Source organism: Flectobacillus longus, assembly GCF_030056705.1.
GTDB classification, from domain to species: Bacteria; Bacteroidota; Bacteroidia; order Cytophagales; family Spirosomataceae; genus Flectobacillus; species Flectobacillus longus.
This window is the reverse complement of record NZ_JASHIC010000032.1, coordinates 41,127-67,107: the sequence shown is the minus strand read 5'-3', so window position 1 is coordinate 67,107 and position 25,981 is coordinate 41,127. Positions and strand designations below refer to the sequence as shown.

The following is a 25,981-nucleotide window of genomic DNA, read 5'->3' as shown; positions in this document are numbered from 1 at the left end:
AGATTGAAATTCTCTTAAAAAAAAAAGGTATTGATAGCAAAACGTATTTCGCTACCAATACCCAATTTGAAGTGCTTAGATCGAAGTAAGTAATGTTACCACCGAACGAGCTGGGATACTAATATTAGACAATTTATTGACTTTGACAGGCTGTAAATTCGCATTTTCAGTCGTTTGATACGCTACTATCTTTTTTGTCTTGATTCCATCCAGATTGATAGCAAGAGCTTCGTTTGAGTGGTTGACGAGCACTACAATAGACTGCTTTCTTTTCAAATCTTTATATGCCGAAACCAATAGTTTTTCAGAGGCTTCTTGTGCCAAATCTGCTTCAATACGCTGTGCGCCAGGTCTTACAAAGCGACTAAAATTACCAAATGCCCATAACATTTTACTGTCTTCGTATTGGCCATCGGTTTTGTTTTTGTCGATATACACTAACCCATCTTTGTAATTATAAGCAGAAATAGAAGTCCACCAGTGCCAAGCAGAGGCATTACCATTAACAAGGTCGTTATGAATTACTTTAGCAACATATAGTGCCGAATTCATTCCTACATCTTTGCCATTACCTTCGATTTCGCCAGCATTATCGCCCAAAATACAGTACTCAGTCATCCAATAATGAAGACCTTCAACTTTAGATACTGTTGAGGCAAGCTGTTTTCTCATCTGACTTGCATCTTTGAAGGGTGATGTAGTAAAATAGCTATGTCCACCGATAGATTTATTTAGATTAGACAAATCTCCTAAGTAATATTTTCCTGATTTCTCAAAAAATTCTTCCACCTGCGAACCACGTGCTGGTTTGTTAAATGGACTGTAGAGATAATTGAGCTGACCAGCTTCGGCAATAGAAATTTCGGTAGGTAACTTGGCTGCCAAAAGCTTTTTGCTGAGGGCTTTGTTAATACCTGCGATATGTTCGTTTTCAAAAGGTGTTCCTTCCTGACCGCCATCGCTCCAATCCCATTGAGGTTCGTTGGTAGCACTTACGTAATCGAAAGTAATACCTGTTTTTTGTTTTACTCCTTTAATAACCTCTGTTAAGAATTGTGCAAAATTGTCGTATTGGGCGGGAGCTAAATTGGGTTTTCCGTCGGTAGCAAAAGCCTTTTTATTGGTGGTAAACTGAACAGGAGGGGAGTTAGTAAATGCCAAAAACTTATCGACATGATATTTTTTTGCTTCTTTTAAAAACCAAATTTGAGCAGCCTGTTTTTCCCAATTATACGAACCATCATTGTTGAGAAAAGACTCTGCTCTGCGCCATTCGTCTCTGATACCACTTTCTTTACCTTGCTCTGTACTACCAGCCCCGACATTGAAACGCCAAATAGACATACCAATTCCCTCTGGTTGACCGTTTTTGTCTAATGCTTGGCTAAATAATAGTTTGGCAATCGCTTTCCTTTTGGCATCAGGCCAATTTCCGACAAACTGCGCCGCCCAAGCGTCCGAACCACCAAAATGTTCAATCGTCTGAAAGGTTTTTTGAGGATTTAATTTTACTAGAATTGGCTGTTGCTGTACTTGAGCAAAAGAGGAAAACCCCAAACTCAGAGCCCCAGTAACTAACCATTTTTTGAACGAATTTTGTAAAGTATTTTTAGATGACATAATGCTGAAATATTTGTAACTAAGCAGATAGTGTATTTTAGAATTGGGGTGAATTAGCGATTGTTGTGATTTTTTACAGATGATTACATTGAATGTTTTAAAGAAAAAAAACACTCATTCACTCAATCACCAACTCACTCAATTGTAACTATTCAATCCCCCAACCATAGCGGAGGCGACTGATACCTGATTGATTAATGATTTTTAGGGTAATAGAGGTGCCTGTACCTTCTCGTGAAAATAGACTGTAGCTGTCACCGTCACGCAAGCCTGGCCAATAGATACTTGCGACTCTATCGTTTCTGAAAACATTGGAAGAAGCTATCATATAGGCAATTTCGTTATCTGATTGCGTACCACCAATATAGTCTTTGCCTGTGCTCATGGCTACGCCAAATTCTGATACGATGGTTCTTTTGGCATAAGTGCCCATTCTGCGTCTCCAGTCAGACTCCCATTCTGTCAGGGTGCGGTTCGTCCAGAAAGCATAATTATGTAATGCCAACAAGCATTCTGAAAATCTGCTATCCGCTCCGATTCCAGTCACATCCTCCGAATAGCCTGTTCCTGACAAAATAATGCGTTTGCGAGAAAGCGTAGGAAATCTTTGGAGAAACTCGGCATATACATCGCTCAAGGTTTGCAGCGAATACCCATACGGTTCATTGATTACTTCAAAATACACATAAGGATTGTTGCCATAGTCCTGTACTACCTTGGTCCACATTTGCCAAAAGTCGGCACTATTATCAATTACACCATTTTTGGCAGAAGCTGATTCCCAACAGCAAAGTACTACTCGGATTTTTTTACTGATAGCCTTGTCTATTGCACCTTTGTAGCGTGACCACCAAATGTCATTTACAGAAGGAGGGTTAATAGGCAAACGGATTGTATTTAGACCTTTAATATGGTTTTGAAAACCTGATAAAATGCCTTCTGATTTGGCAAAAACCGTAGCATATTCGTCACCCGCTTCAAGTCCAGAGGGAATCACCCAACCATCGACAAAGTTATCACGAGCATCAGCCCAATTGACGCCTGCAATGCTATCTACTCCCACGGGCGTTGTATTTTTTACCACTGGGTCTGTCGGGATTACGGGGTTATCAACTGAATCCTTGGAGCACGAGTAAAGTAGGGCAGAGGTAAGAATAAGGGAAAGTAAATTTTTCATAGGACTAGAAGTTAGTAAGAGTTGTGAGTGATGAGTTGTGAATTATGAGTTGTCCTTGCCTATCGCCTAATGCTTACGGCTTAAAGCACTCTACAAGACATAAAAATAGAGGATTTGAAAATTATCGATGATATTAAATCATTTTCAAACCTTCAAATCCTCACATTTTCAATTCAAATTAATATCCAGCATTCTGTGTCAATTTGCCACCAGAAGCAAGAATTTCAGCACGAGGGATAGGTAGGAAATAGTGCTTATCTTCAAAATGTCTGCCTGACAACGCTTCTTTACGTGTGTAAGTATAGGTAGAACCATTTTTGGTTACATCCATACCATAAGCAGGAACATTTTCGGTTACATTGGCGATTTTCCAACGACGAACATCATAATAACGGTGTTCTTCAAAGGCTAATTCAACTTGACGTTCTTTACGGATAGCATCACGCATTTGTGCTTGTGACAAGCCCGTAGGAAGTGCAGGCATACCTACACCTGTTCTTTTACGGATAGCATTAACAGCATCGTAAACGCTTTGGTCTGGACCAGCAGCCTCATTTTGTGCTTCTGCATAGCTCAACAAAATTTCAGCATATCTGAAGTAAATCCATGGTTGCGTACCAGCAATATCCCAAGGGTTATCGATTGGCAAGGCATCGTTCATGTATTTTTTCAAGTAATAACCAGTTTTTGAAGTATTCCAGTTAGATGGACCATCTTTACTGTCTTTTCCACCTGGTACAAAGCTTTGAACTGTATTTCCTCTGTAGGCTGCATCGTTAGTCAAAACCGTCATGTAAAAACGAGGGTCACGGTTTTTGTATGGATCTTGTGGATTGTAACCAGAAGTAGCATCATCGATAGATTTACCATTGTTCATTTGGTAAGCATCTACAAAGTTTTGCAAAGGCACGTTACCACCCCAACCACCAAAACCATTTGGTGCGTTTGAGATTTCTAAACACACGTGGCGAGCTCCACGAGTGTACAAACGTTCGAAGATGATTTCTGGGTTGTTTTCAGCTGTTAAGAATAATTTATCATAACCACCAGTGTATAGTGAATACATACCCATATTCATAACATCTTTGGCTGCGCTAGCTGCTGCTTGCCAAGTACCTGCATTGTACAATGGACTAGCGGCATACAAGGCTATACGTGCTTTAAGCGCTAAGGCTGCTCCTTTAGTGGCACGACCTAATTTCCAATTTGTGTTGTTATTCGCCGTAGGTAAGTCTTTGCTTGCTGCATCAAGTTCAGCTAAGATATAAGCTGTAACATCTTTGATAGAAGAACGAGTATAGATAGCAGAATTACTGAAATCTTCTCCTAATTCATATACTTTGTCACCCATCAATACTACTTCACCGTAGTTACGAAGTAAGTCCTGATAACGGAATGCTCTCAAGAAACGCAATTCAGCTGACAAGCGAGTTTTCATACCTGCGCTCATGTTTACTTTCTGAACATTGGCCAAAGCGTAATTGATTTCACGGATACTACGGTAACTTCTTCCCCAAATAGTACCTGCAATACCAGTATTTTCTGGTGCTAATTGACCTCTTTGAATCAACCAAGTATTATCGTCATTGTTGTAAATAGACTCATCGGTTACAGACGACCACATCGCGTATTCAAAACCACGACCAAAGCCTGGAGGTGTACCTTCCGCTTCTTTGTCTGTCAAGCGTACACCCATGTAACGGTTGATTACGTAAGATTCGAAAAGGGTTGAGTCGGTAAGAATGGAACTATCCGAAACTCGGTCTGTTGGTACTACATCAAGCAAATCCGAGTTACACGAAGCAGTTGATAGTAATACAGCAAACAGACAAGATGATATAGCAATAGATTTTCTAGATTTCATTGTAATAAACATTAAAGATTAAAACTTAACATTGACACCAAGGTTCATAATGCGTTGTTGTGGGTAGAATTGTCCACTTGAACTGTTACCTTCTGGGTCATAATCTTTCACACCTGTGAATGTCAACAAGTTGAAAGCGTTAGTATAAACTCTTAATTGTTTGATATTTAGTTTACTCAATAATTTTTTAGGAAGTGTATAACCAAATTCAAGGTTTTTCAAACGTACAAATGACGCATTGTTCAACCAGAATGTACTTGGATACAAGCCACCATTTACTGACGAAGAAGAACGAGTGTCTACACGTGGATATGTTCCATTTGGATTAGTTGGACTCCAACGGTTGTCTGCCCAACTGCTGTAGAAGTTACCAATTGAACCAGATTCAGGTAATACATATTGGCTAACTTGTGCTTGTCCTGCAAATACCAATGAGAAGTCAAAGTTTTTGTAACCTGCATTGAATACCAAACCAAAAGTCATTTGTGGAATGTTTCCGTAGTCAGAGCGAACTTGGTCATCTGCTGTGATTTTGCCGTCTTTGTTATAATCTTCCAAAATCAAATCACCCAAACGAGCACCTGTCAAGTGTGGATATTTGTCCAAATCTGCTTGACTTCTGAAAATACCTTGTGATCTGTATAACAAATATGTGTTAAGCGGGCGACCTGTTTGGCGTTGATAATCTGGTAAGCCAGAAGCTTCATCGATAAATTCGATTTTACTTTTCGCATACGTAAAGTTTCCAGAAATCATATATCTGAACGCTCCAGAGTGGTTGTACGTTACGCTAGTCTCAATACCTGCGTTGCTCACTTTACCGATGTTTTGATCTGGCACTAAAGCACCCGAACCATAAGGGTTTACAATACCTGAAACTCCAGGGATAGAAGCATTACGAGCTGCAAGAATGTCTGAACGATTTTGTTGGAAATAAGTAACCTCAGCAGATAATTTCTTGAAGATAGTCGCATTCAAACCGATGTCTAATTTCTTAGCAACTTCCCAAGTGATATTTGGGTTTGCCAATTTTGTCAAGTCAATACCAGAGTGAATAACATCAGCACCGATTACATAAGAGTTATTGAACGAGTAGTTGTTGTAATACTGGAACTGACCTACGTTGTCATTACCCAAAGTACCGTAAGAGGCACGTAATTTTAAGTCATCAACACTTGTAACTTTGTTTTTGAACCAAGGTTCTTCTGAGATTCTCCAACCTGCCGAGAACGACGGGAAGAAACCATATTGCTTGCCATCTGGGAAGGTAGATGAACCATCAACACGCATTTGCAATTCTGCCAAATATTTCTCGCTAAAGTTGTAAGCAACTCTTGAGATATAACTTCTTCTTGTAAAGTTGTAGCTACTACCGTAGTTGTTTTTGTCTGTAGCCGCAGCACCACCTTGAGAAAGTTCAGGCGTTGATGGAGTAGGGTAATTCAATCTTGATGCACCAAATGTCTCCGAACGGTTTTGACTTTGTTCAAATGCGACAAATGCGTTTACATTGTGGCGACCCGTTGCTAAGTTGTAGTTCAACTTAATGTTTTGGATTTGTAAAGACGAGTTAGTTTGTGCTTCAGATAAAGTTGCTGCACCAGCCGAACCACCTGTTACCACTTGGTCATACGCATTGGTATTGCGGTTGTACGAATACAAGATGTATGGGATGCTAAATGATTTCGAAAAGTTATACGATTTGTCGATTGACAAAAATCCGTCTACGCTTAAGCCTTTTACAGGTAAATTGTAGCTACCTCTCAAAATTCCGTTGAATACTGTCGTAGGGTTTTTGTTAAGACCACCTAACGATGTACCTAATACTACAGGGTTATTATTTTCAACACCTGTCGAAGGCAATCCGTTAGGATAAGTTGCAACTACTGTCGGATAAGCTCTATAAATCGAACGGAACGTGTTACCTGCACTACTGATTGGATACTGACGGTCTTCTTGACGACCCGAGAGAGACAAACTTACTTTGAAATCTTTTGTAACGTTGGCGTCAATGTTAGAACGGAAATTGTATTGGTTGTATTTTGTTGCACCGTTTTTCAACAAACCATCCTGATTGATCATACCAATTGACATGAAGTAACGTGTATTTTCGTTACCACCGTTTACTGTCAAACTGTGTTGGTTTTGCAATGCAACACTTTGCAAAGCCTCTTTCTGCCAGTTAGTATTTGGATAATTCAATGGGTCAGAACCATTCGCAAACTTCGTGATTTCAGCTGCTGAGTAGTGCTGATTCATTCCACCTGCTGGGTTGTTGTAGTAGTCAATCTCGTTCAAAATTGTAGCATACGTAGGAGCATCCGCTAATTTTGGTAAACGAGTTGGCGTACTAAATCCTTGGTTGAAACTGTAAGAGATAGTCGGTTTACCTGTTGTACCTCTTTTAGTTGTTACCAAGATTACACCGTTGGCTGCACGGCTACCATAAACAGCTGCCGAAGCATCTTTCAATACCGAAATACTTTCAATGTCATTTGGGTCAAGGCGTTCCAAACCGCCAATTTGTCCTGGAATACCATCCACAACGATAAGCACGTCGTTGTTACCAGTTGATGCCAAACCACGAATGGTATAGCTCGAACCGTCATAACCAGGTTCACCACCACGGTTGTTCGCAATAAAACCAGAGAAACGACCTGCCAATGAGTTTGATAAGTTTGGCTGAGGGCTTTTCACGATTTCACTACCTTTTACATCCGATACCGAACCAGTTAAGGTTACTTTTTTCTGAGTACCATAACCCACTACAACTACTTCCTGTAGAGATTTGGTATCTGAAACCAATTTAAGGTCAATAACTGATTGATTTTTGATTTCTACTTCTTGTGTAGCATAACCAATGAAAGTAAATACTAAGGTAGAAGCATTGGCAGGAACAGAGATAGAATATTTACCATTCGCATCTGCTGATACACCTTTGCTAGTGCCTTTTACTTGTATGTTCGCACCCGGAAGTGCTGCTCCTTGTTCATCAAGGATTGTTCCTGTTATCTTTCTATCTTGCGCAAAAGTGGCAAACGTAGAAAGCATCATTATAAGGCATAATAAGAATTTGGTACTAGGACCAAACAGGTTTTTGATGCCTGTTTTTCCTGAGTCCTTTCCGAAATGGGAGAATAAAGGTTGTCTCATCTTTTAAATGAAAATTGTTTGATTGGAAAATTTGTGCTTTTTGACATTGAAATATTTGAAGCAAAACTAGGATTATGGAGTTATTTTGAGAGGGGGGAAATCCTTATATGGTAGGGGGTAATCAAACAAAAAGCCCTAAAATGGTAAATTTTAGGGCTTTTTTATGAAAAAAGAGAGGCTAGATTCAGCTTTTTTTCGGAAAAACGTCTTTGTTGAAGGTATGCTGATTATGAAAAGGCTTACGATATTTTTTGATATAAGCGGAGGGATTCATCCCAAATTGTTTGTTGAATTGCTCCCTAAAATACTTGCTGTCATTGATGCCCACTTGATATGCTGTTTCGGAAACAGTATAGTCTGTCGAAATCAATATTTCGGCTGCTTTACGGAGTCTGATAAAGCGGATAAAGTTGTTGGGCGACTGTGCACAAATGGATTTGATACGGTTGTAAAGACTCGAAGAACTCATCCCAATTTCGGTAGCAAGCACACTTACATTAAAATCCGAATCCATCAGGTTTCGTTCAACGATGGTGATACATTGATCCAAAAACTGTTTGTATTCTGGAGAGATTTTTAGGTTATGCGCTTGTAAAGTTACTTCGTTAAAAAAGTACTGTTGCAAGTCCATCCGACTCTTCAAAATACTATTGATTCGGGCAATCAAAATGTCTTTTTCAAAAGGTTTACTGATATAATCATCAGCACCTACTTCAATGCCTTTGAGCTTTACTTCGGAAGAAGTACTGGCGGTCAACAATATTACAGGAATATGATTGAGTTGTTTGTTTTGCTTGATTTCGGTACACACTTCAATACCATTGAGCCCTTGCATCATAATATCGCAAATCACAATGTCAGGCAAAACTTCATTGACCAAGTCTAGTCCTTGTTGCCCATTTTCGGCATCATAGATTTTGAATTGTGGTTGAAAAATTTGCTTGAGATATGCCCTAATTTGTTCATTGTCATCAATCACGACCATCGTGTTTTGTTCCCCTACAAGCTCCTCCACTATGACCTGATTGTTGAGTTTTACAAGTGGTTTAGATTCTATTTTCTCCTCCTTTAACTCATCCAATAAAGCAGATTCGGGTTTAGATTCGAGTACGATGCTGTCAATATCCAAATGGTCATATCCTTTGGGTAAACTGATTTTGAAGGTCGTTCCTGAGCCTTGCTTACTTGAATACGAAATGTCTCCTTTATGGTATTTGATAAAAGTTTTTGTCAAAAACAAACCAATACCAAAACCTGCGGCACGGGTATTTTTGGTTTGATAAAACATCTCGAAAAGCTTTTCGCCAACACTTACATCAATACCTTTGCCACTATCTTTGATATAAAAATTGACATATCGAGGCGAGTCTTCAATGCTAACAGAAACTGAACCGTCCATTGGCGTAAATTTAATGGCATTTGAAATAAGGTTAAAAAGTGCAATTTCTAACTTTTCTTTATCTCCATAAATCTCCAATTGTTCGTCTGTGCAGACAAAATCATAATGCAGGTTTTTCTCTTTTGCCTGATATGTGAAGCATAAAAATACCTCCTCAGCCAATTCTTTGACATTTAATAAAGATACTTTGAGGTGGTCACGTTCGGCTTCTGCTTTTCGAAATAGCAATAATTGGTCTACCAAACTCAATAGTCTTCTTGCATTCCGATACACCAATTGCAGGCTATTAGTATCTTGAGTTTCATCTTTCAGCAGCTCCTTAATTGGGTTAATAATTAAGGTCAGGGGTGTTCGAAACTCATGTGAGATTTGAGTAAAAAATGAAAGTTTTTTCTCATTTAACTCTTTCTCTTTTTCAGCTTCAATTTTTGCTACCCGAATTTGGTATTTCAATTCTGCTTGATTTTGTCGATAGCGTTGATAGTAGTAAAAAGCAGTAGCAAGCATTCCTAAGTAAATCAAATATGCCCACCATGTTTTGTACCAAGGGGGTAAAATGATGACATTGATAAAGGCGATTTTGTCAGACCATACACGGTCTTTGTTCGCCACTTTTACCTTAAATACATATTGCCCAGGTTCGAGATAGCGATAGGTAGCAGATTTCTGTTTACCTGCATAGTTCCAATCATTGTCTAGTCCTTCTAGTTGATAAGCAAAGTAACTTTCGTCTGGATATGAATAGCTGATTGCACCATATTGAATCGAAAAAACTGATTGATTGGGTTGTAATTCTACCTGTGCATCAGGATTTTGATTATCAAAGGGTATAAATTCTCGCTGGGGCACGCCACTTTGGTCAATGTCTTTTCCATAAAGCTGAATACCCGTAATTAATACATTGGGCTGGTAGGTAAGAACATCGATGTTTTTGGGATAAAAAAGATTCCACCCTTCGGTTCCCCCAAAACATAAAAATCCTTTTAGGGGCTCATACAAAACCGAACCACCGTTGAATTGCCCATTTTGGAGCCCATCTTTTCTATCATAATTATAAATCTTGTTGGTTTTGGCATCAATTTTTGAAATACCTGCATTGGTACTAAACCAAATTTGCTGATTAGGTAGCGCTTTGATCGACAGGATGGTATTGCTACTCAGACCATTTTTTTCTGTAAATCTTGTATAAGTATTGGAGTCAAATTGATAATGAATCAGCCCTATTTCTTGTGTACCTATCCATAATCCATTGTTGGGATGATATGCCAGACTCAACACAACTCCCGATGGTAGAACATCCTTGAGCAATTGCGTTGATTTTTGGGTAAGAGGATTAAATTGAATAAGCCCCATGCCATAAGTACCAATAAGCAAATTACCTTGATGGTCTTGGGCAATAGCTCGCACATCGTTCGAATCAAAATTGCGTAGTTTGCTGCTATAGTTTGTAAAAGTTTGATTTTGAGGATTGTATCGGCAAAATCCTCCTCCATTTGTGCCTATCCAAATGTTTTTTTGAGCATCCTCAAATATTACTCGTACATCGTTGGCTCCGATGCTGTTGGGGTCGGTAGCAATATGTTTGTAATTGATAAAACTGTCGCTATTAGGTTCATAGCGGTATAATCCACCTGCATAAGACCCAAACCAAAGGTTGTTTTTACTGTCATTGAATGCTGATAAAATAGCATTATTGGTCAGGCTTCCTTTGGCTTTACTGGCTACATAGTGCTTGAGGGTCTTTCCGTCGGGTGTAGTTTTATAAATACCATCACCATCGGTACCTAACCAAAGATTTCCCTCATGATCGGCGGTCATGCCGTAGTAACGAAGCCAACTTTCGGTGTTTTGGTTCGTGATTTTTTTCTGAAACTGTAAAAAACGTTGTGGACTATGGTTGAGCATCATAATGCCTTCGCCGTAAGTTCCAAGCCAGATATTTTGGTCTTTGTCGGCATACAAACATTGTACCGACCGCTGGGTTAGCACACCATGAGGTTCTTTGACAACCTGAATGGGTAATGCAGCGATTTGAGGGTAATTAGGTTGTATTTTGACCTGATATAATCCGCCGTCTTGAACGCCAATATAGAGATTCTTTTGTTTGTCTTCCAATAAGGATAGAAAGACTTTGCTACTCGAAAAATTAGCAAAACCTACTTTTGAAATACTATTAGATTTTCTGTCAAAAAAGTAAATTCCATCAAAAGTCGCTAGCCAAATTTGATGGTTGGAGTCTTCAAAAATGCTGTTAATGCGATAATTATTGAGCAGTTCAATATTTTTGATGGAATAAGGAAGTAGTTTATTATTTTTCTGTTGAAAAACACTTACCCCATTGGTATGCGAGCCAAGCCAAACGAGTCCTTTGGAGTCTTCGAGGGTGACCAATATGGTATTGCTACGCATCCCCGTTGTGTTGGTCATGCGATAGTTAAGTGTTTTTCCTGTCTGAGGATTAAAATTAAATACTCCATGTAAAGAAGACGAAATCCAGAGATTGCCATTTTTTGCTTCAGAAATCGAGCTAATATCCTCATCCATATTTTTGCCATTGTAAAGCGACTGAGGATAAAAATGCTCTTGTGAGGCATCAAATTTTAGGAGTCCTTTTCGGGAAGTAATCCAAAGTTGACCATGAGAATCCTTGAAAACGGTATTGATGTAATTGCCTGGTAAACTAAATTTCTCTTCGGAGTCATGGCGAAAAACACGAAAAGAAATACCATCGAAACGATTGAGACCATCGTCGGTGGCAATCCACATAAAGCCATTATTGTCCTGCACAATAGAGTTGACTATCCCAAAAGACAAACCATCTTTAGTACTGTATTTTAAAGCTTTAGTATTTTGAGAAAATTGAGCAATGGAGTTAGTGGAAAAGAACAGAAATAAGTACCAGAATATTTTCATAGTACAAAAATAACGGAGTTTTTTCTTGAAAAGATACAAGTGAGGTAGAAATTCAATGATAGGGCTTTAAGTCAAAGTAAAGTGAGGATTAATCAGACTAAGTAACAAGAAAGATTTAATTAGTAATATATCTGTGGTACACATTGATTGTATTCTAGTAATGGAACTACTATTAACCAATAATTTACTTATTCTTATTTGCTTGCCAATAAGTAAGTTACAGATTTATAGCATAATATTTTATAGGATATTATTACGATTCTCATCTTTGAGGCTTATATTAGGAACAGTTAACACTAACAAACTATCTTATGAAAAAAGTATTACTATCCTTTTTATTGCTTCAAAGTACTGCCATTTTTTCTCAGTCAAAACTCAATGAGCAAGTAAGAAATTATAGAAAAGCTAACGAGTATGCCTTGCTTAATGAGTTTAAAGGTTTGTTATCTATTCCGAATGTGGTTTATGATACTGTAGGGATTCAAAAAACGGCATCATATATTGTCAAAATGATGGAAGATAGAGGTATTAAAACCACACTTTTGGATGCAAAGACCAAGGGCGTTCCTCCAGCCATCTATGGTGAAGTATTAGTGCCTAATGCTACCAAAACAGTTATTTTCTATGCGCATTATGACGGTCAGCCTGTCAACCCTAATCAGTGGGCTGAGGGAATAGCACCTTTTAAATCGGTATTTCTGGATGCTTCCTTAGAAAAAGGAGGTAAAATTATTCCAGACCCCCAACCAACAGATACCATTAATCCCGAATGGCGTATTTATGGACGAAGTGCTTCTGATGATAAAGCAAGCGTTTTTTCGATTCTTTCTGCGTATCAAGTGTTGAATGAATTAGGGGTAAATCCAACCGTAAATCTGAAGTTCTTTTTTGAAGGAGAGGAGGAAGCAGGCTCAACGCATTTGTCTGAAATTTTGGAAAAGCACAAAGATAAACTCAATTCAGACCTCTGGATTATTTGTGATGGCCCTGTGCACCAATCTGGCAAAAAGCAAATTGTGTTTGGTGTGCGTGGCGATATTGGTATGGAAATCAAAGTTTTTGCCTCAAAACGACCTTTACACTCTGGGCACTACGGTAACTGGGCTCCTAATCCAGCTAATTTGTTGGTGAAATTATTAGCTTCTATGAAAGATGATAATGGAAAAGTTTTGATCAAAGGCTTTTATGATGATGTAGTTCCTTTTACCGATTTGGAGAAAAAAGCTTTGGCTAAAGTTCCTGCTGTTGATGACCAAATGAAACAGGAATTGGGCTTTGTTCGTCCTGAAGGTGGTGGCAAAACTTTGGCTGAATTGATTAATTTGCCATCACTCAATATCAATGGGATTTCGAGCGCCAATGTAGGTAAAATGGTGGCAAATGTGATTCCTACTTCGGCAACTGCTGCTTTGGATCTACGTTTAGTATTGGGAAATGATGCTCAACGACAGGCCCAAAAAGTGATAGACCATATCAAATCACAAGGCTATTATGTTACCCAAAATGAGAGTATCACCGATGAAGAAAGACTGAAGTATCCACTGATTGCTCGTGTTATTCTTGGAAAAGGATATAATGCTCAACGTACTAAGATGGATTTGCCAATAGCGCAAAATGTGATCAAAGCCGTACAAACTACCGTTTCAGATGAGGTGGTTTTAATGCCAAGTTTGGGTGGAAGTTTGCCTTTGTTTTTATTCGAAAAATATTTGGGAACACCAACGATTACCGTTCCAATTGCCAATCATGATAATAACCAACATGCCGAGAATGAAAATATCCGTATCCAAAATATCTGGAACGGAATCGAAACCTACGTGGCATTAATGAGATTGTAAGAGTTTTTGACAAGCTGGCAATTAAGGAAAGAGAATGTGTGATTTTGAAACTTTTACCTAGTTAAATGTATAAATAATGAAAAATACCTTAAAACTTATCAATGACTTAGTGTTGGGGCAGGGTTCGTTAACAGCCGAAGGAATTCGTTCTATTCCCTCAAACACAGAACAAGTAATCTTTTGGGATTTGTTTGACAATTTTGCTCCATTATCAATTGACAGACAAAGAGATTTTGCAGATTTGACAGAAGGGATACCTTGGTCATTTAACCTTGAAAAAGGAATCATTATGTTTGAGGATTATACTTTCCCTATGCAAGTGTATGGTTCTTTTTCAAAGTCAAGCGGAACATGGCTCTGGGCTTGGGAAAACCAACATTTACTTCAAACTCCTGAGATTATAGCCAATTCTTTACTTTTAAAACAATTAGGAGAAAGATTTGATATTTCACACCTTACGGTACCTCAGTATGATTCAAATGAGAATGAACTTTACGACTTGGGCTTAATTGCCTGTGGAATGTTTGGTCAAGATGGTTATTTTTTGGCAGATTACGGACAAGGTATTATGCTGTTAACAGTGACATTTTCTGATGAAATTAAAGAAGAATTTGAGGAAATTGGCATTGAGCGAGAGGTAACAGTAATAGGGGAGTTTTTGGAGCAATATGAGGTGTCTAATCAGATAGATGCAATTGAGTCATATCTTTATCTGAAAGGTTTTAATGTCACCATGGCTAACAAAGAAATGTTTGCCGAGGCTGATGGGAAATTCATGAAGATTGGTTTTAACGAAGATAATTTCTTAACATCGTTAGATACTGAGTTATAAAAAGGCATTTAATTTAAAAACCAATGACTACAAACTCGCCATCTGATATACAGGAAATTATTCAACAAATTATCAAGTTTAGAGACGAGCGTGACTGGGAGCAGTTTCATGATGCACGCAACTTAGCGATGTGCCTCAACGTAGAAGCCTCTGAACTTTTGGAAGTATTTCTATGGAAAAAACCTGAGGAAGCCAAAATTGAAAAGATCGAGGAGGAACTTGCTGATGTCTTTTATGCGGCTTTTTTATTAGCAGAAAAATATGGTTTTGATGTAAAAGAAATCGTTACTAAAAAGCTCATGAAAAATGCCGAGAAATACCCCATCGAAAAGGCATTGGGTAGCAACAAAAAATATGATGAGTTATAAAAAAAAACGGCTAGAAATTTCTAGCCGTTTTCTGATTATTTAGCGTTGGTTTTTAACCGAATTGTGGTAAATGAATATCCACCAATTGCTAAATCTACATTTTTCCCTGATAATGTAATGACGTTCTCAAGCGCTTGTATGATGGTACTTCGGCGTAATGAGAGCATCTAAAGCTTCGTGTTCTTATTTATAAATTGTTTCATTGGATAATAATTTAGGTAAATATAAATATTTTATTGTATTAAAGTGATACAATAATGAAATCTTTATTTTTTCGCTTATTCTAGTTTATTCCCTACAGACCTGTGTAGTCAGTTCGTGTGTTTGAATAAATTAGTAGAAAAAAGATGTTACGACGATTACACTTCATTTTCCTATTTAATTTACTCTCTTTGACAATCCTTGGACAAACCAACCAATGGATACGAATTAATCAATTAGGATATTTGCCCAACTATCCCAAAGTGGCAGTTTGGGTCAGCAAAGACATACAAGTGCCAAATAGTTTTCAACTGATTGATGTAAAAACACAAAAGGTGGTTTTTCAATCAAAAACGGTGGTGTCGACAGGCGCTTACGGTCCATTTCAGTCAACAGCTAGATTAGATTTTTCGGGGTTTAAAAAAACAGGTAGTTATTATGTAAAAACGCCCAGCACTCAATCTCCTGTTTTTCGGATAGATGCGGAGGTTTTTAGAGGCTCAGCTGATTTTATCCTGAAATATATGCGCCAGCAACGAAGTGGCTATAATCCTTTTTTGAAAGATTCTTGCCATCGAGAAGACGGATTTATCGTTTATCACCCTGATCCCAAAAAAGATTCAACGCACCTTGATGTGTCTGGTGGCTGGCACGATGCTTCGGATTATCTGCAATATGTAACAACCTCTGCCAATGCTACTTTTCAGATGTTATTTGCCTATCAACAAAATCCTGAGGTATATAATGACTTGCATGATGCCTGGGGAAACATAGGAAAAAATGGGATACCCGATATTTTGGATGAAGCCAAATGGGGCTTAGATTGGCTGGTAAAAATGAATCCTGCGCCACATGAGTACTACAATCAACTAGCCGATGATCGTGACCACAAAGGTTTGAGATTGCCCAACCTCGACAAAGTACAATACGCCACGAATCAAGGCTTAGCACGCCCAGTATATTTTATTACAGGAAAAATCCAAGGGTATAAACACAAAAACCGTACAACTGGAGTTGCTTCAACAATTGGGAAGTTTGCCTCTACATTTGCCCTAGGAAGCGAAATTCTAGCTAAATATTATCCTCAATTTGCCGAATCCCTGAAAGCAAGAGCCTTGGATGCCTACACATTTGGCAAAGAAAAACCTGGGGTATCGCAAACAGCGCCAGGAGGGGCACCTTATTTTTATGAAGAAGATAACTGGGTTGATGATATGGAATTGGCTGCGACACAATTAGCCAAAATAACCCAGAAGTCCGAAATCTGGCAGGAAGCTTCTAATTTTGGACATCAAGAACCTACTACGCCTTGGATGGGTGCCGACACCGCACGACATTATCAGTGGTATCCATTTGTTAATTTGGGACATTATTTTATGGCAAAAGAAGCAAAGGATAAGGCTTTTGCCAAGTATATGGAGTCAGGTTTAGAAAAGGTTTTTCAGCGAGGGAAAAATACCCCATTTCTCAATGGTGTGCCCTTTGTATGGTGTTCTAACAATTATGTGGCTGGGATTTTGACACAGGCTATTTTGTTTCGACAACTGACGGGTTCAACCAAGTATCAGGCAATGGAAATGGCGCTATGTGATTGGTTGATGGGTTGTAATCCTTGGGGAACAAGTATGATTTGTGGTTTTCCGACGTCTAAACTCTCACCAACTGACCCTCACTCGGCTTTTACGCATTTATATAATTACAAAATTGATGGAGGCTTGGTCGATGGGCCTGTTTATGGCTCTATTTGGAGTAAATTGATAGGGATAACCTTGTATCATCCAGATGAATATGCTGATTTTCAATCAAAACTGGCAGTTTATCATGACGACTTTGGCGATTATTCTACCGATGAACCTACTATGGATGGAACAGCCAGCTTGTCTTTTTTACTTTCTTTTTACGAAAAAGAAGGACGTAAATTGCAAGCGACGAACAACCTTCAAGCATTGGGTGGAATTGTACGAATGGATACTACCAAAAAGGAGATATATCTGTGCTTTACGGCACATGAATTTAATGAGGGAGCTTCTACTATCTTGAGTGTTTTACAGAAAAAAGGTATCAAGGCCAACTTCTTTTTGACAGGTGATTATTTGAGAAATCCATCTTTTCAAAATACAGTCAAACAGATGATTCAACAAAAACATTATGTCGGACCACATTCAGACAAACATTTGTTGTATGCTTCTTGGGAAAAACGAGATTCGTTATTGGTTGACAAGACTACTTTTATGGAGGATTTGCAAAATAATCTATTGGAACTAGAAAAGCTTGGTGTGTCATCCTCTCAAATCAATTACTTTATGCCAGCCTATGAATGGTATAACCAAAGCATCAGCGATTGGACAAGGGAAATGGGATTGAAGCTTGTCAATAATACAGGAGGAATATCTTCACAGGCAGATTACACTACCCCCGATGCTAAAAACTATCTGAGTTCAGACGAAATCTATCAGAGAATTTTCGATTTTGAGGCAAAGACAAGCACGGGATTAAATGGCGCTTTATTACTGACACATTTGGGCGTAGGAGAGAAGCGAACAGATAAATTTTATGATAAATTGGAAAGGTTGATTTCTGAATTACAAAAGCGAGGATACAGGTTCGAAAAGCTAAAATAAATACTTTATCTATAATCAAAAAGGGTGCGACTCAAGTCGCACCCTTTTTGATCTATTATACTTGAATTATTACTCCTCAGCGCCAATTTTGCCGATTTCTTTATCTAAGGCAAATTTTCCAGTAGCGCTTTCTACATCAATCAAATCAAACAATTCCAAGGCACGACGAGCATTTTTCTCTTCTTCTCTTTGTTCTACAACATACCACATCATGAATTGCTCGGTAGCATAATCATTTTCTTCACGGCATTTTGCCACGATCTTGTTGATAGCATTTGTCACAGAAATTTCACTTTGTAATGCTGCTTCAAAAACACTTTTAAACGATGGGTATTCTTGAATCACTTCACCGATTGTTGGAGTAATAGCGGTTCCCCCAACTTCATTAATATATTTAAAAAGCTTTAAAAAATGTTCCCGTTCTTCTTCTGCTTGACCATAAAGATATGTAGCAGATTTTTCGAATCCATTGCGGTCGAGCCACGAAGCCATCGCCAAATACTTTTGCGAAGCCTCTGCTTCCATTTTACATTGTGCGTTTAGAGCGATTTCTATTTCTTCTTTCAAAGAAGTTCTTTGTCTCATTAAATCTTTCATATTCTTATGTAGCTTAATTAGTTGTTACAATATTAATAACATAATGTACTGAAAAGTTTTAAACTTGGGGAATTTTGATAAAATTTGGAATTAATCTAATTATATTGGACTTCTAGCCTTCAAAACCTCTTCCATTCGACATATATACTGAATAGTTTTTTGAATAAACCACTGTTAAAATACCTTATTTTTTTGGCTATATGAGAACTAAAGATGACTTAAAAGAAAAGATGATTTTGGAAAAAGCCTTAACAATGATTTCTAAAATTGGACTTTCTGGACTAAAAATGAGCCTTCTTGCTAAGGAGGTTGGTGTTGCTACTGGAACAATTTATATCTATTTTAAAGATAAAAAAGACCTAATCAACAACCTGTATGTATATTTAGTTAAAAAAGAAACAGAGCTTTCTTTTGAAAACCTCCCTCAAGATGTGCCATTTAGAGGTAGATTCAAAGCTGCTTTGAGAAGTTATATCAATCGAGTGGCCACTCATCCTGAAGTACAGGTTTTTTTTGAACAATATGCCCGCTCACCTTATAATGAAGGTGACAACGAAGCCATCATTGCGGAGGAAGATAAAGCACTGAAACCACTTTATGAATTAATAGAGACAGGTCAGTCAGAAGGGTTTTTGAAGAAAAGCTCTACTACGCTTATTATCATCATGCTTTGTGGTGCTGTAGGAGAACTATCGGTTCAGGTGCAAACATTGAGTACCGCCGAGATAGAAGACTGCATCGATATGATGTGGGACGCCATTGCAATTCATTAAGGTTGGCGATTTGGCAAATAAGATGACTTTCTTCAAAAATACACATCAACCTGTTTAAACTTTTAACTAGTTTAAACAGGTTGATGTGTAAATAATAGAAATATTTTTGCTTGAGTCCTAAAGCACCTAGTTAATCATTTCTTTTGCGCTTTGTTGACGATAGTTTTTACAACATCGTCTAATTCTTGCGCCGAGCCTTTGAGGTCAGTAAGTAGTTGTGCTGTTTCCTTATCTAATTCTGTATCAGTTACTTCCAAGAAGTCGACAATGCCAAGAATTTTGGCTAAAGGTTGTCTTACCGCATGAGATTGAAACCATGCAATTTCCTTCAACTGATTAGACTGCTGGTCGATGGTCTCCATTTTCTGAGTTAATTCGGATATATCTTTTGCAAAGCAGGCTACTCCTGTAATATTTCCTTGATGGTCATAGATAGGATTAAAATTGACAATTGCTTTCAAACGCTTTCCTGTGGGATGATAGGTAGCTAAGTCCTCAATCACTGAATGAGGTTGACCTTGCATACATCGTTCATAATAAGCGCGCCATTTTGCTTGAACAGCTTCGCTAAGGGATTCACGTAGGGTAGAAGTGTCTAAATCGATAGGCTTACCAACCAAATCAGATAGCAATTCAAAATAGGCTTTATTGGCAATAGTCAAATTATATTCTTTATCAACCGACCAAATCAGTTCGGATGTGGCATTGATAATGGCTTCTAAATTCTTTTGCATAGTGGCAATTGCGAGACTGTGTTCTTTTGCAAGAGTTATGTCACGAATATAAACGGATAATCCTTCATTTGAAGGATAGGCTGTAGATTCTATCCAAATATTTTGTTTTGGGAGATACGTTTCAACTAATAAGGAGGTCTGTTTTTGGTTTGCTTCTTCAAACATAGTCGCTAGTTCGGGCGATAGTTCTTGTAAAAGAATTAAGCAATTTTGATTCAAAACCTCTTCTTTGGCAATACCTAAAATACGTTCAGCCGAAGCATTCCAGTAATTTACATTCCAAGATTTATCTACAGAAATAAAGCCATCCGTAATACTTTCGAGCATGTTTCTGGTTTGCTCTGCATTTTTTAGAATCAAATCGGTTTGTGCTTTTAACTCTGTTACATCACGCCCAATCACAAAAACTTGTTTGCCGTTAGGGTCTGGAACCGCTACCCATGCAAAATGGCGATATGTTCCTAACTTTGTCCGATAACGATTGGCATGTGCACGAATAATTTCTCCGTGATAGAGTTTGGCAATTTCTTGAGCCGAGGTTTCTAAATCCTCAGGATGAATTAAATCAGTGAACTTTTTTGACTTTAATTCTTCAACCGTAAACCCTAATACATTGGAAAATGCAGGGTTTGTTTTTATCAAGAAACCATTTTTATCAGCAATACAAATTAAATCCGCTGAATAATCAAACAAGTTGGATAGTTCTTCTCTTGCTTTGACCTTCTCGATAAGATTACCTAAACCTCCTGCAACCTTAGACAAAACACCAATTAAATAAGAATCATACGAAACTTTTTGGTCTGTAATAAGTATAATAATACCAACAATCTGGTCATTGTTTGATGATTCGAAAATTGGAATTGAAACAGCAGTATAATCAAGTTTGGGGTCTAAGAGCTCTTTTCGACTAAAACTATCATGATGATACAAATCACTAAACCAATAGGCTGACTTACTTCTCCAAGAATTATTTGAAATACTTTTTTCCTCATATCCTCTCGTTCTATTTCGAGAAGCCTCGGCAAATTTGACGAATTGTGCATTATGAGGATTTGCAGACGAACTGGCAAGAAATAATATTTGATTTTGAGAATCAGGAATCCAAAACTCTACACTTTCCCAACCTGTAAATAAGCGGATATTATTGCTAATAGCATTGAGGGTATCTTTGAGCGTGAACGAATCCTTAATAGAAGAAAGAATTCTACTGTTTAGCTCGTTTTCTCTGGCTTTAAGCTCAACCTCGGTAACATCATTAAAAATATGTAAATGGATTCCCTCTCTGATATTGGCTAATGCACGCCAAGAGGCAATTTTAGTATCATTATTTGTTGATTTAATCGAAATCTTTCCCTCGTGTTTGCCAACAGTATGAAATTTGTTCCACACACTAGCAAATGGCGTGTTAAATTCAGGCTTGACAATTTCTATAAGTGATTTGCCCTGAAGGAATTTTTTAGAAGTATTAAAAAGCTCTTCCGAAGCGCTATTTGACTCTAGGATTTTGCCTTCGTTGTCGGTTAGCAAAATAGCATCAGATGAATGTTCGAAAATCAAGAAAAGCTGTTTTGAAGCAACATTTTTTTCTTGTTCAGCTTTTACTTTTGACGTCACATCGTGTGCCAATACCAATACTGCATCAGTGCCTTTGTAAATGGTTTGGTGCGAGGTGAGTTCTACATAAATATGCTCCCCCGATTTTGTGAGATGAGTGATAACATGGTCTGTATTAACAATATTTTTGGCCGTTGTATCGACCTTCAAATCATGAATGGTGAGTTGGTAAAACTCTTTGGCGCTGTACCCGTATTTTTGACATGCTGCCTCATTTACCTTAATAAACTGCCCATTTTCGGCATTATATACCCACATTGGAAGTGGGTTTGCATCAAAAAGTTGCTTATAATCATTGGCAATTTTTTTGAAACGACTTCTCAAAACCTGTCTTTCTCTAGCAAAAAATAAGTTTTTTTCTATATCACTTTGCAAAAAGTCATTCCACAAAAGACAATCTTGAGCACCTGCTTGCAAAAAGTTTCGCTGGATACTGGCATCAAGAATCTTACATAAAATAATGATAGACGAGCTTGCAAAAGTACGACTTAGATAATCGGTATGTGAGAAGATATTAAACTCTGGTGTTTCAAAATAAGAAGCGTCAACAAAGATAAAATCAGGTTTGGATTTAATGAGTACTTTTGAGAAAGTATTATCAGTTAGAGCAAAAGTCCCCGAAGTACTTATGTCCATTCCTCGCAGTTTTTGCTCTATTTGGTCGATAGATTCTTGATTATCACTAAAAGTAAGGGCTTTTCGTAACATAATATCGGCGGTGATTAAGTATGAAGCCTATACGTCAAATATACAGTTTTTTAGAAAGAAAATCTTGGTTTTTAGTAAAATTACTTTCAATTAACGGAGATTTTTTTGTGTGAGTGTCAAAAATACACATTTTCTGTCAAAGAGCTTTTTTATTCACCTGCAAAAACTCATAAAATGTTCGCTGATAATCAGTATATTGAGGTTTTAACCCTTCAAAAACTATGAAAAGACGAGATTTTATTAAATATTCTTCAACGGCAAGTCTTTACTATTCAAGCTTGCCATTATTGCCAGCGTTATCTCAAAAAATTAATACATATAGAACCGCCCTCATTGGTACAGGCTGGTGGGGAATGAATATCCTCAGAGAAGCAATCAGAGCTGGTGAATCGAAGGTTGTAGCACTGTGTGATGTCGACAAAAACCAATTAAATAATGCTTTCAAGGAAGTGACAACACTATGTAGTGATAGTCCGAAGCGTTATCGAGATTTCAGAGAATTACTTCACAAAGAAAAACCTGAAATTGTGATTGTAGCAACTCCCGACCACTGGCATCCCTTAATAGCTATCGCTGCCATGGAGATAGGAGCTAATGTTTATGTAGAAAAGCCCATAGGACATACTATTATGGAAGGACGAGCTATGGTAAATGCTGCTCGTAAATATGGCAGAATTGTTCAGGTAGGGACACATAGGCGAGTATCACCTCATAATATTTCTGGAATGAATTTTATCCGTTCTGGAAAAGCGGGACAAATAGGTATGATTCGAGCATTTGTGCATTATGGTGGAGGCGCAGGTACTGCTGTACCAAATTCGGAAGTACCTCAAGGGCTAGATTGGGATATGTATTGTGGACCAGCGCCTTTGATTCCCTACAATAAGGTAATTCATCCGAAAGGATTTAGGCAATTTTTGAACTTTTCGAATGGACAGCTTGGCGATTGGGGAATACATTGGATGGACCAGATACTTTGGTGTATGGAAGAAAAATATCCTCGAAAGATTTACTCAACCATGGCAAGGCATATTCGTAAAGACAATACTGATGCACCAGATATGCAATTGGTAAACTATGAGTTTGAAAACTTTCATGTTTCATGGGAGCATCGATTGTTTGCGGCTAACGAAGCCGAACGTACCAATGTCGGTTGTTACTTCTATGGCACCGAGGGTACATTTCACATGGGTTGGCAAGATGGATGGACTTTTTATCCTGCTAATAAAAATAAACCCATTTTACACGAAGAGCCAGTTCTCAACAAACCCGACGACCAGAATATCCGTGAACTATGGCAAAACTTCTTAATATCTATTAAAGAACATAAGCTGCCTCTTTGTGATATTGAAGTAGGGCATCGCTCAACGAATATGAGTTTGTTAGGTATGCTTTCTGCCAAAGTAGGTCGTAGTATAATTTGGGATGGCGATAAGGAAATTGTTCTCAATGACCCTGAAGCTAATAAATTGTTGAGAAGAGAATATCGTAAGCCTTGGGAATATCCTTCGGTATAAATTATGTAACATGAGTCATACTAAATTGAGTGATTTAGTGATTGAGCGCATGAGTGATTATTTTTAATCTAGATTTTACTAGTAGATACGCAAAGCATTGCGTCTAAAGAAATGTCATGTTGAAATATAGTATGAAAAAAGGGGGCGAAAAACTCATTTCGACCCCTTTTTTCATAAACAATACAATGGTTCACCTTGAGAATCCCAATAAACACAAACAAGAGGTCTCAATTTTAAATTATTCCAAAATTAGGGATGACTCTGTTTAACTCAAAATAGATTGAATTGTTGCCTAGTTCGAGACTAAGTCTCGGATTTTTATTGCATTATGCAAGATAACATTTAACCAATCTTGAATGTAAATGATTTATACTTACTAATGGAGTTGTTTATTTAAAATACTTTTCCAGTTTGAATACACGAGTTGATATTGTTCTTGCAAGTCTTTTTCAGGCTCAACACTTCCGATTGATTCCATATTTTCGAATGCTTCTTTGGGCTGTGAAAAGAATCCTTTACCAATACCTGCACCCAATGCAGCGCCTTTTGCGCCATCAGTATCGTACAACTCAACGGCAACTCCTATTGTGTTGACTAACGCTTTTGTAAACACATCACTTAGGAACATATTGGCTTTTCCAGCACGAATAACAGTAGGCGCAGTGCCCGTTTCAGCCATAATGTCGACACCATATTTTAAAGAGAACGCAATTCCTTCTTGGGCTGCACGAATCAAGTGTGCGGTAGTATGTGTATTGAAATTGAGTCCAGTGATAGTCGAATGAATTGTTTTGTTTGATAGTACTCTTTCTGCTCCATTACCAAAAGGTAAAATCGATAAGCCATTGGCACCCGCCTGTACTGAAGCAGCCGCTTCATTCATTTGGCTGTACGACCATTGTGGCGCTACTTGATCACGCATCCAACGGTTCAGAATACCTGTACCATTGATACACAATAAAGTACCCAAACGATTGAGTCCATCTAATTGATGATTAACATGTGCAAATGTATTGACACGTGAAAGTGGGTCATAGCTAATTTGGTCAGAAACAGAATAAACCACTCCTGAAGTACCAGCCGTTGCAGCTACTTCGCCAGGCTCTAATACATTCAAAGATAGTGCATTATTGGGTTGATCACCAGCTTTGTAACAAACAGGAGTTCCTGCCTTTAAGCCAGTTAAATCAGCCATAGAACTACTCACTTCACCATGATTCGAAAAAACAGGTTTTAAGTCTGGCAAAACAGTTTTAGGAAAACCATAATACTTAAGTATATCTTCAGAAATAGCATTTTCTTTAAAGTCCCAAAAAATACCTTCTGAAAGTGCCGAATTTGAAGTCGTAATTGAATTGGTGAGTTTCATCGCTATAAAATCACCTGGCAGCATAATCTTGTAAACAGAACCATATACTCTTGGCTCGTTTGCTTTTACCCAAGCTAATTTTGAAGCTGTAAAATTTCCAGGAGAATTGAGTAAATGAGATAAACATTTTTCCTCTCCAATTTCTTGAAATGCTTTATTGCCAATTTCCACCGCACGACTATCACACCAAATAATCGATGGACGAAGCACACGGTGTTCTCTATCGACCATAACTAATCCATGCATTTGATACGCTATCCCAATTGCTTGAATATCTTTTGGGTTATATTTGCCCGAATTGTTACAACGTTGAATAGCATTTACTGCACAATCCCACCACATTTCGGGGTCTTGTTCTGCCCAATCTGGTAAGGGCGACGAGATGGTATTTTCAGTATCAGGATACTGGGCAGAGGCCATCAATTGGCCTGTTTCGCCATCTACAACTGAGGCTTTAATGGAAGAAGTACCTATGTCGATTCCTAGTAAAAGCATAGAGGAATATATTAAAAGATTGCTTTGTTTTTATAAAATATAGGATAAATGATATAACTTATCCTTGCTTAACAAAGATAGAAATTTTTTTCTTACTGTTCTAATCTGTTCTATATTTTGCGGTATTTTTTCATGAAAAAATATACTTTACAAAAAAGTAGGTTAACTTTAATGAAATTTTCATTAAC

At 37.9% G+C, this 25,981-nt stretch carries 14 protein-coding genes; 6 read left to right on the top strand and 8 right to left on the bottom strand.

Features of this window, described 5'->3' with window-relative positions; all coding sequences use genetic code 11:
- Positions 1-75: 75 nt before the first annotated feature.
- The 5 genes from QM491_RS21510 to QM491_RS21490 all read right to left on the bottom strand — a co-directional run bounded on the left by QM491_RS21510 (position 76) and on the right by QM491_RS21490 (position 12,126).
- On the bottom strand, positions 76-1,620 hold the full coding sequence (locus QM491_RS21510; protein ID WP_283329592.1) for a glycoside hydrolase: 1,545 nt from the start codon (positions 1,618-1,620) through the stop codon (positions 76-78).
- A gap of 148 nt (positions 1,621-1,768) precedes the next feature.
- Positions 1,769-2,797 carry a cellulase family glycosylhydrolase gene (locus QM491_RS21505; protein ID WP_283329591.1) on the bottom strand — a complete coding sequence of 343 codons (1,029 nt, stop codon included), beginning with the start codon at positions 2,795-2,797 and terminating at the stop codon, positions 1,769-1,771.
- A gap of 178 nt (positions 2,798-2,975) precedes the next feature.
- Complete coding sequence (locus QM491_RS21500; RefSeq protein ID WP_283329590.1) at positions 2,976-4,661, bottom strand: RagB/SusD family nutrient uptake outer membrane protein; 1,686 nt, start codon at positions 4,659-4,661, stop codon at positions 2,976-2,978.
- An 18-nt stretch (positions 4,662-4,679) separates the two neighbouring features.
- The gene (locus QM491_RS21495) at positions 4,680-7,814 is read right to left on the bottom strand and encodes a SusC/RagA family TonB-linked outer membrane protein (RefSeq protein ID WP_283329589.1); all 3,135 of its coding nucleotides are present in this window, start codon (positions 7,812-7,814) and stop codon (positions 4,680-4,682) included.
- A 184-nt stretch (positions 7,815-7,998) separates the two neighbouring features.
- On the bottom strand, positions 7,999-12,126 hold the full coding sequence (locus tag QM491_RS21490; protein WP_283329588.1) for a hybrid sensor histidine kinase/response regulator transcription factor: 4,128 nt from the start codon (positions 12,124-12,126) through the stop codon (positions 7,999-8,001).
- Positions 12,127-12,437: 311 nt separating this feature from the next.
- Here QM491_RS21490 and QM491_RS21485 point away from each other — a divergent pair, with 311 nt between their 5' ends.
- The 4 genes from QM491_RS21485 to QM491_RS21470 all read left to right on the top strand — a co-directional run bounded on the left by QM491_RS21485 (position 12,438) and on the right by QM491_RS21470 (position 17,986).
- Entirely contained in the window at positions 12,438-13,964 is a 1,527-nt protein-coding gene (locus QM491_RS21485; protein WP_283329587.1) for a M20/M25/M40 family metallo-hydrolase, read from the top strand.
- Positions 13,965-14,040: 76 nt separating this feature from the next.
- On the top strand, positions 14,041-14,796 hold the full coding sequence (locus QM491_RS21480; RefSeq protein ID WP_283329586.1) for a DUF6882 domain-containing protein: 756 nt from the start codon (positions 14,041-14,043) through the stop codon (positions 14,794-14,796).
- A 23-nt stretch (positions 14,797-14,819) separates the two neighbouring features.
- Positions 14,820-15,164, top strand: a complete 345-nt coding sequence (locus QM491_RS21475) for a nucleotide pyrophosphohydrolase (protein WP_166553330.1) — start codon at positions 14,820-14,822, stop codon at positions 15,162-15,164.
- A 347-nt stretch (positions 15,165-15,511) separates the two neighbouring features.
- Positions 15,512-17,986, top strand: coding sequence for a bifunctional glycoside hydrolase family 9 protein/polysaccharide deacetylase (locus tag QM491_RS21470; protein WP_283329585.1), 2,475 nt, complete (start codon positions 15,512-15,514; stop codon positions 17,984-17,986).
- Between the two features lie 69 nt (positions 17,987-18,055).
- On the opposite strand, the gene QM491_RS21465 is transcribed toward QM491_RS21470, so the two are convergent.
- Positions 18,056-18,583, bottom strand: a complete 528-nt coding sequence (locus tag QM491_RS21465) for a ferritin (RefSeq protein ID WP_283329584.1) — start codon at positions 18,581-18,583, stop codon at positions 18,056-18,058.
- A 200-nt stretch (positions 18,584-18,783) separates the two neighbouring features.
- On the opposite strand from QM491_RS21465, the gene QM491_RS21460 reads away from it, so the two are divergent.
- The gene (locus QM491_RS21460; protein ID WP_283329583.1) at positions 18,784-19,356 is read left to right on the top strand and encodes a TetR/AcrR family transcriptional regulator; all 573 of its coding nucleotides are present in this window, start codon (positions 18,784-18,786) and stop codon (positions 19,354-19,356) included.
- A 134-nt stretch (positions 19,357-19,490) separates the two neighbouring features.
- Here the strand turns inward: QM491_RS21460 and QM491_RS21455 are convergent, their stop codons facing one another.
- The gene (locus QM491_RS21455; RefSeq protein WP_283329582.1) at positions 19,491-22,412 is read right to left on the bottom strand and encodes a PAS domain S-box protein; all 2,922 of its coding nucleotides are present in this window, start codon (positions 22,410-22,412) and stop codon (positions 19,491-19,493) included.
- A gap of 221 nt (positions 22,413-22,633) precedes the next feature.
- Here QM491_RS21455 and QM491_RS21450 point away from each other — a divergent pair, with 221 nt between their 5' ends.
- The gene (locus QM491_RS21450; RefSeq protein WP_283329581.1) at positions 22,634-23,929 is read left to right on the top strand and encodes a Gfo/Idh/MocA family protein; all 1,296 of its coding nucleotides are present in this window, start codon (positions 22,634-22,636) and stop codon (positions 23,927-23,929) included.
- Positions 23,930-24,305: 376 nt separating this feature from the next.
- Here QM491_RS21450 and QM491_RS21445 read toward each other — a convergent pair whose 3' ends face one another.
- A complete protein-coding gene (locus QM491_RS21445; RefSeq protein WP_283329580.1) occupies positions 24,306-25,793 on the bottom strand; it encodes a xylulokinase in 1,488 nt (495 codons plus the stop codon).
- Positions 25,794-25,981 lie beyond the last annotated feature (188 nt).